This window comes from Amycolatopsis dendrobii (assembly GCF_014145675.1).
In the GTDB taxonomy this organism is placed as follows: Bacteria; Actinomycetota; Actinomycetes; order Mycobacteriales; family Pseudonocardiaceae; genus Amycolatopsis; species Amycolatopsis dendrobii.
On record NZ_JACGZW010000001.1, the window covers coordinates 876442 to 882917 of the forward strand.

Sequence of the window (6476 nt, forward strand, 5' to 3'; positions counted from 1 at the left end):
GGCCGCCTCGTCCGAAGAGGAATTGCGCCCGCACGCGCGGGCCGCGGGACCCGCTTCGGAGGGCACTGCGGCAGGGACCAAATACCCTTGGCGCACCGGGGTTTCGGGGTGATCGTCGAAGCAGGCGCGACGAACGGAGACTCCCATGCACGCGCGCGACATCATGACCACGCCGGTGATCGCGGTGACCCCCTCGGTGCCGCTGCCCGAGGCAGGCGAACTGATGGCGAGGCACGGGTTCACCGCCCTGCCGGTCGTCGACAGCAGCGGGCGGCTGCTGGGCCTGCTGACCGAGGAAGACGTGGTCCGCGCGGGAATTCCCGGGGACGCGGACCCGGACGCCGGCGCGATGATCAGCGGGCACCGCACGGCGGGGGCGGTCATGCGGCGCCCGGCGCTGGGCGCCGCGGCGGACCTGGAGTGCGGCGAACTGGCGCGCCGGATGACCGAGGCGGGGATCCGCTCGCTCCCGGTGCTGGACGACGGAGTTCTCGTCGGCATGGTCACGCTGCGGGACGTGCTGCGAGTGCTTCCCGCTGCCGGGGCGTCCTGAGCGAATCCGTTACCGCGCGGGTCGATCAGCGCGGTCCGGCACCGCGAACGTCCGCGAAGGGCTCCTTGCCGGAATCTGATTCCCGCAAGGAGCCCTTCACGGACCTCAGCGAAAGCGAAGAGCCGCGCTGGGCCGATTCCTCACAGCGCCGGCGCCACCGGCGCACTCCGCACCGTTGTCACCTCCGCAGCGGGCCGCCGCGCGGTCAGCCGGGTCGGGAGCCCGTACCCGATGCGCAGCAGCGTGTGCACCTGCCCGAGCCCGCGAAACGCCTCCAGCAACTGCGCCCGCGTGGACCGGGCCTCGAACGGCTGCGACAGGAACGACGTCGCGAGCCCTTCCGCGGTCGCGGTCAGCAGCACGCGTTCCATGATCATCCCGCCCCGGACCTCGGCGGCCGTGCCCTGGTCGCGGGTCAGCACCGCGGCCAGCACCGGGTCCTGCTCGAACTGCCGCGGCGGGATCGACTGGTTCTCATGCGCCGAGCGCAGCGAAACCACTCCCGGCACGTCGGCCGGCGGCCCGAACGCGGCGGTGGGCACTCCGTCCGGGGAATCCAGTTCCCGGCCCGTCCATTTCGCCGCCTCCGCACGGAATGCCGGGTCCGTGTCCTGTTCGGTCTCCGCACGCCGGATGAGCGCCGACACCTGCGAGTACCGGCCCGAAGCGTCCAGGAATTCGAGCTGGCCGCCCTCGCCCAGCGCGGCCGAGCGCAACAGCGCCCGCGCGGCCACCGGCACCGCCCGGTCGGACAGCGGACGCCGGTTGGTGTGCCGCCGGAAAACCGCTTCGGCCAGCTTTCGATCCACAGTGGACGGACGGATGTTCCCCTCGATCGAGACCACCGCCAGCAGATCCCGGTCGGCCGCGTCCGGGACGATCCGCACCCGGCTGCGCACGCCGTTGACCCGCAGGGTGAGCATCAGATTGCACACCGCCGCGCCGCAGGACAGGCGCGCCTCGCGCCCGGCCGGGTCGGCGACCGGGAGGACGCGGTCCCGGTCCAGCCACACCTCGATCCGGGGCCCGTCGACGACGAACCGCCACGGCTGGGTGTTCTGCGGGGACGGCGCGCGCACGGCGGCGGCGAGCGCTTGGTCGACGACTAGCGGCAGGAATACGTTCATCGCGGTCTCCGGGTCAGTGGGGCACTGCAACGAGCCTCGCTCGCGACAGGCTTCCGAAGTAGCGGAGCCCGTCCCGAATTCGAAGGACCAACGGCCCTCACCCGCTCGGTCACGCGATCAGGTCGCGGCGGCCGAAGGCGGCGAACCCCGCCCCGCCGAGCAGCGCCGCGACGGCGGCGAGCCAGAGCAGCGGCCCGATGTCGACGACGCCGCCCGGGACGTGCGGGACGTGGGAGAACGGCGAGATCCCCAGCGCCCAGCCGGGTGCGTGGAACAGCGGGCCGAACTCGCCGAGGACCAGGAACGCGGCCAGCGCCGCCCAGGACAGCCAGCCCGCCCGCGGGAACGCCCCGAACACCGCGAGCGCCAACCCGGTGAGCACCCACACCCCGGGCAGCTGGACGACGGCGGCGCCGACCAGCCGCGACACGTCGCCGTGCGCGAGGCCCGCGGTCGCCCCGGCGGCGAGCAACGGCGCGGCGGTGGCCGCGACGGTGACCGAAACCGCACCGCCGACCAGCCGCGCCCGGGCGACCGGACCGGCCAGCACCGCGGCCGCCCGGCCGCTCGACTCCTCGGTCCGCAACCGTCCGACGAGGACGATCGCGAGTGCGGACACGAGCACGCCGGACACTCCGAACTCGGCCGCGAGGAACGCGTCGGTCAGCGCCTGCTCCCCGCCGAGCGCGGCGATCAGCTGCCGGGCCTGTGCGGTGGAGAAGAAAGTGCCCAGGGAATCGGCGAGATTGCCGACCACGAGTCCCAGCACAGCGAACGCGAGCGTCCAGGACGCCACGGCGCCGCGGTCGAGCCGCCAGGCCAGCCCGGCCGGGCCGGACAGCAGCCGCCCGGCCCGCGTCGCGCCGGAGCGGACGGCGAGCAGACCCGCGCCGAGGTCCCGGTGCCGGGAGACCGCGAACGCCGCGAATCCGAGCAGCAGGGACGCTGCGAGCGGAAACGCCAGCAGCCACCACCGGTCGCCCGCGAACGGCCGCAGCAGGCTTGCCCAGCCGATCGGCGAAAGCCACGACAGCCACCGCGGACCGGTAGCGTCGCCCGCGGCGCGCAGCAGGTAGGCGACGACGAGCGCGAGGACCGTGATTTCCGTTGCGGTCCGGCCGCCCCGCGCGACCTGCGCCGCGAGCCCGGCCAGCGCGCCGAAGACGAGGCCCGCGCCCGCCCAGCCGAGCCCGAACGCCAGCGAGCCCCCGAACGGAAGCCCCGCCGCCGCGAGCCCGGCCGTCGCGCCCGCGCCGAGCCCGAACGCTGTCAGCACCAGCATCGCGCCCGCCGCCGCGAGTCCCGCGTGCCGCCCGGTCGCCGCCCCGCGCAGCAACTCCCACCGGCCGGTCTCTTCCTCCGCCCGGGTGTGCCGGACCGCGGTGAGCGCCGTCAGGAGGGCGACCAGCGCGGCGCCGGAAGCCGTCAGCTTGAAGACGGCGGCCGCTCCCGCGGTCGGCTCGGCGATCGGGCCGTACAGCGCGACCAGTGCGGGCACGGCGTTGATGCTCGCCACGGCCGCGCGGCGGGCCTCGTCGGTCGGATACACGCCCGCGGTCGCCGCCGCGGCGGCTGCGGTCATCGCTGCGGACACCACGATCCACACCGGGAGCCGCACCCGGTCCCGGCGAAGGGCGAGCCGGAGCAGCGCGCCGGCTCCCGCCGCGGAGTTCACGCGGACACCGATTCCGGTTCGCGGTAGTGCCGCAGGAAGAGTTCTTCCAACGTCGGCGGGCGGCTGACGAGGCTCCGCACGCCCCGTGCGCCCAGTTCCGCGAGCACGCCGCTCAGTGCGGTGTTGTCGACGCTCAGGTGCACCAGCCCGTCCTCGGCGGTGAGGTCGTGGACGCCCGCGAGCCGGGCGAGCCCGGTTGCCGGCTCCGTCATCCGCACGGTCAGCGAAGTCCGGGTCAGGTGGCGCAATTGGTCGAGGCTCCCGGTGTCGACGACCTTTCCGGCGCGCAGGATGCTCACCCGGTCGCACAGCGCCTCGGCCTCGGCGAGGACATGGCTGGACAGCAGGACGGTCCGGCCGCGCGAGCGCTCCTCGCGCACGCACTGCCGGAACTGTTCGGCCATCAGCGGGTCGAGTCCCGCCGTCGGTTCGTCCAGCATGAGCAGTTCGGCATCGGCGGCGAGAGCCGCGATCACGGCGATCTTCTGCCGGTTGCCCTTCGAATACGCCCGCACCCGGACCGCCGGGTCCAGCTCGAAAAGCTCCAGATAACGCGCCCGGCGCACCGGATCCGTGCCGCCGCGCAACCGGCCGAGCAGGTCGATCGTCTCGCCGCCGGTGAGGTTCGGCCACAGCGCGACCTCTCCCGGGACGTAGGCCAGCCGCCGATGCAGGGCCACCGCGTCCCGCCACGGGTCGCCGCCGAACAGGCTCATCCGGCCCGCGTCCGCGCGCACCAGCCCGAGCAGCAGCCGCAAGGTGGTGGTTTTGCCCGCTCCGTTCGGGCCGAGGAAACCGTGCACCTCCCCGGCTTCGACGCTGAAGTCCAGTCCGGACAGCGCGCGAGTACGGCCGAAAGCCTTGTACAGTCCAGAAATTTCGATGATCTTGCTCATCGCGGCCCTCCGGGGACGTCCTGGGCGAGCAGGTCGCTCAGCGGCAGCCGAGGCGACGGCGGTGCCGCCGAAACCGGTTGCCCGCAACGGAAAATCGCCTGCGGCAGCCCGGGAAGGCCGAGGCGGGCCACGACGTGTTCCCGGAATCCGGCCAGGTGCAGCGGCTGGGTGAGGACAGATCCGGCCAGGCCGTGCACGGTCGCCTCCAGCCAGACCCGCTGGAGCGCGACGCCCGCGGCGAGGTGCGCGCGTCTCGTGTCCTCGTCCGTGCAGAACACGACGAGCGTCTCCGCGGCGAGCCGTTCGGCCAGCCGGACGTCGTCGGGAACCGGGGTGGTCCGGCGGACGAGGCCCGCGGCGGGCAGCGGCGCGTCGCCGAGTGCTGCCTCCGGAACTCCGTCGACGGCGCCCAGTGCGCGACGGCCGAAGGTGTGCGCGGTCCAGGCGTCCAGTTCTCGCTGGTAGGCGGTGTCGGCGCGGAATACCCGGGTCGCGAAGCCGAGCAGCTCCGCGAGGGTTTCGACGTGCGGGGGCACCACCGCCCGCACCGTCGGCTCTCCGACCGCGTCGAGCAGTTCCGCCAGGTCTTCGTCGCGTATTCGCCCCGGCGCGAACTCGCGGCGGTAGCTGCGGCGGCGGCCGATCGCGTAGTAGCGCGCCAGCTCCGCGAGAGCCGGGGCGCCGCCGGGTCTGGTGTGGACCGTCGCGGCCACGTCGCCGTCGGACGGGAACGAGGTGCTGATCTCGCGGCGGAGCGCCTGCGCCGCCAGTTGCAGATTGGCGAGCGCGGCTCCGCACGAGAGCAACCGGTCCCGGCCCTCGGGGTCGTGCCACGGCAGCACCACGTCAGCGCGCTCGACGAGGTCGACGTCGGTGCCGCGGACCCTGAGCCGCCAGGGCTGGCTGTTGTGCACCGAGGGGGCGCGGCTGACCGCGCGGACGAGCGCGGCCGTTTCGAACGGGGCGAGGTCTGCGGTCGCCGAGGTCTTCATGATCACTCCCGGAGCCGGGATCCGTCGCCCCGGCCCGTTCATGCTGACCGCCCCCGGCGCGCGGTGCTGGGGCCGAAAGTCATCGCGGGGACCGCAGACGTCCCCGTGCACAGCGATGACCTCCGGCCCTGTTCCGGCGCGGGTTCCTCGCCGCACGATCGGCGGTAGCCCAGAGAAAGGGGCAGGCACATGAACCTTCCCGGCCGTCTCATCGTCGTCGGAGTCGACGGCTCGCCGCACGGCGACGCAGCCCTGCGCTGGGCGTTGCGGATCGCCGCACAGCCCGGAGACCGGGTGCGCGCCATCGCGGTCCGTCCCTCGGAAGCGCTCCTTCCCGGGACGTCACTGGCTTTCCAGCCGCACGGCAGGCGTCCTGCCGGGCAATTTCCTCCGTACCAGCGCATCGCGGCCATCCGGCGGGAGTTCCCGGACGCTCCGGAAATCTCGGTCGCCACTCCGCACGGCGACCCGGCGACGGAACTGGTGACCGCGTCCACCGACGCGGATCTGCTGGTGGTCGGCGCGCACGGCACCGGGCTGGCTCGCGAATTGCTGCTGGGCAGCGTTTCCCGGGAATGCGTGCGGTATTCGCGGTGTCCGGTCGTGGTGATCACGCCGGAGGCGGCGCGCCGGCTGACCCCGGCCGCGGCGGAGTGAGCACCGGCCCGGCCACGCGGCCGAACGGCGGCGAGCCCGGAACGGAGCTGGCATGACCGAGACCTCGCAGCGGTGGACCCTCGCGATCGCGTTCGACGAGACCGCGCGGCGCACCCGCGCCCGAGCCGTCCTGCGTACCGGTGCCGGGGACGAATTCGCCGGCACCGGTCTGGCCCACCGCGCGGCCGAGGTGCCCGGGCTCGCGCACGTAGCCGGTTATCTCGCGGCCGGACGCGCCCTGTGCGACCTCACCCGCGGCCTGCTGGAGACTGTCGCGGACGACGTGGACGCCGCCGCCGACAGGCTCAGCTCAGCGGCGCCGACCAGTCCAGCCGAACGCCGCCCCCGGGTCGCGATTCGAGAGTGAAGGCGCCGCCGGCCGACTCCGCTCGATCCCGCAGATTCCCCAGCCCGCTGGGCGAAACTTCCTCCGGCAGTCCTTTCCCGTCGTCCTCGACCGTGACGCGGACGGCGTCGTCCCGAGCCGCCACCGATACGGTCAGCGTGGCCGCTCCGGCGTGCCGGACGGCGTTGCTCACTGCTTCCCGCACCACGGCTTCCACGTGCTCGGCCAGA

Annotated in this window: 8 protein-coding genes; 3 read left to right on the plus strand and 5 right to left on the minus strand. The window is 73.9% G+C overall.

What is annotated here, in order from left to right:
- The first annotated feature begins 145 nt into the window (after window positions 1-145).
- Complete coding sequence (locus H4281_RS03980; RefSeq protein WP_182889479.1) at window positions 146-553, plus strand: CBS domain-containing protein; 408 nt, start codon at window positions 146-148, stop codon at window positions 551-553.
- A gap of 140 nt (window positions 554-693) precedes the next feature.
- On the opposite strand, the gene H4281_RS03985 is transcribed toward H4281_RS03980, so the two are convergent.
- The 4 genes from H4281_RS03985 to H4281_RS04000 form a co-directional block, all read right to left on the minus strand.
- A complete protein-coding gene (locus tag H4281_RS03985) occupies window positions 694-1680 on the minus strand; it encodes an Acg family FMN-binding oxidoreductase (RefSeq protein WP_182889480.1) in 987 nt (328 codons plus the stop codon).
- Between the two features lie 109 nt (window positions 1681-1789).
- Complete coding sequence (locus H4281_RS03990; protein WP_182889481.1) at window positions 1790-3355, minus strand: ABC transporter permease; 1566 nt, start codon at window positions 3353-3355, stop codon at window positions 1790-1792.
- Window positions 3352-4251, minus strand: coding sequence for an ABC transporter ATP-binding protein (locus tag H4281_RS03995; protein WP_182889482.1), 900 nt, complete (start codon window positions 4249-4251; stop codon window positions 3352-3354). Before H4281_RS03995 ends, H4281_RS03990 begins: the two co-directional genes overlap by 4 nt.
- On the minus strand, window positions 4248-5243 hold the full coding sequence (locus H4281_RS04000) for an Acg family FMN-binding oxidoreductase (protein WP_182889483.1): 996 nt from the start codon (window positions 5241-5243) through the stop codon (window positions 4248-4250). The genes H4281_RS03995 and H4281_RS04000 overlap by 4 nt, the downstream gene beginning before the upstream one ends.
- Before the next feature lie 189 nt (window positions 5244-5432).
- Here H4281_RS04000 and H4281_RS04005 point away from each other — a divergent pair, with 189 nt between their 5' ends.
- Both H4281_RS04005 and H4281_RS04010 read left to right on the plus strand, forming a co-directional pair.
- Window positions 5433-5900 (plus strand): universal stress protein, encoded by a 468-nt coding sequence (locus tag H4281_RS04005; RefSeq protein WP_182889484.1) that lies wholly within the window; start codon window positions 5433-5435, stop codon window positions 5898-5900.
- A 52-nt stretch (window positions 5901-5952) separates the two neighbouring features.
- Window positions 5953-6267, plus strand: coding sequence for a dsRBD fold-containing protein (locus H4281_RS04010; protein WP_182889485.1), 315 nt, complete (start codon window positions 5953-5955; stop codon window positions 6265-6267).
- On the opposite strand, the gene H4281_RS04015 is transcribed toward H4281_RS04010, so the two are convergent.
- Window positions 6206-6476: sensor histidine kinase (locus H4281_RS04015; protein WP_182889486.1), on the minus strand; the 271-nt coding region annotated here is incomplete at its 5' end. The two genes, H4281_RS04010 and H4281_RS04015, sit on opposite strands and share 62 nt — an antisense overlap.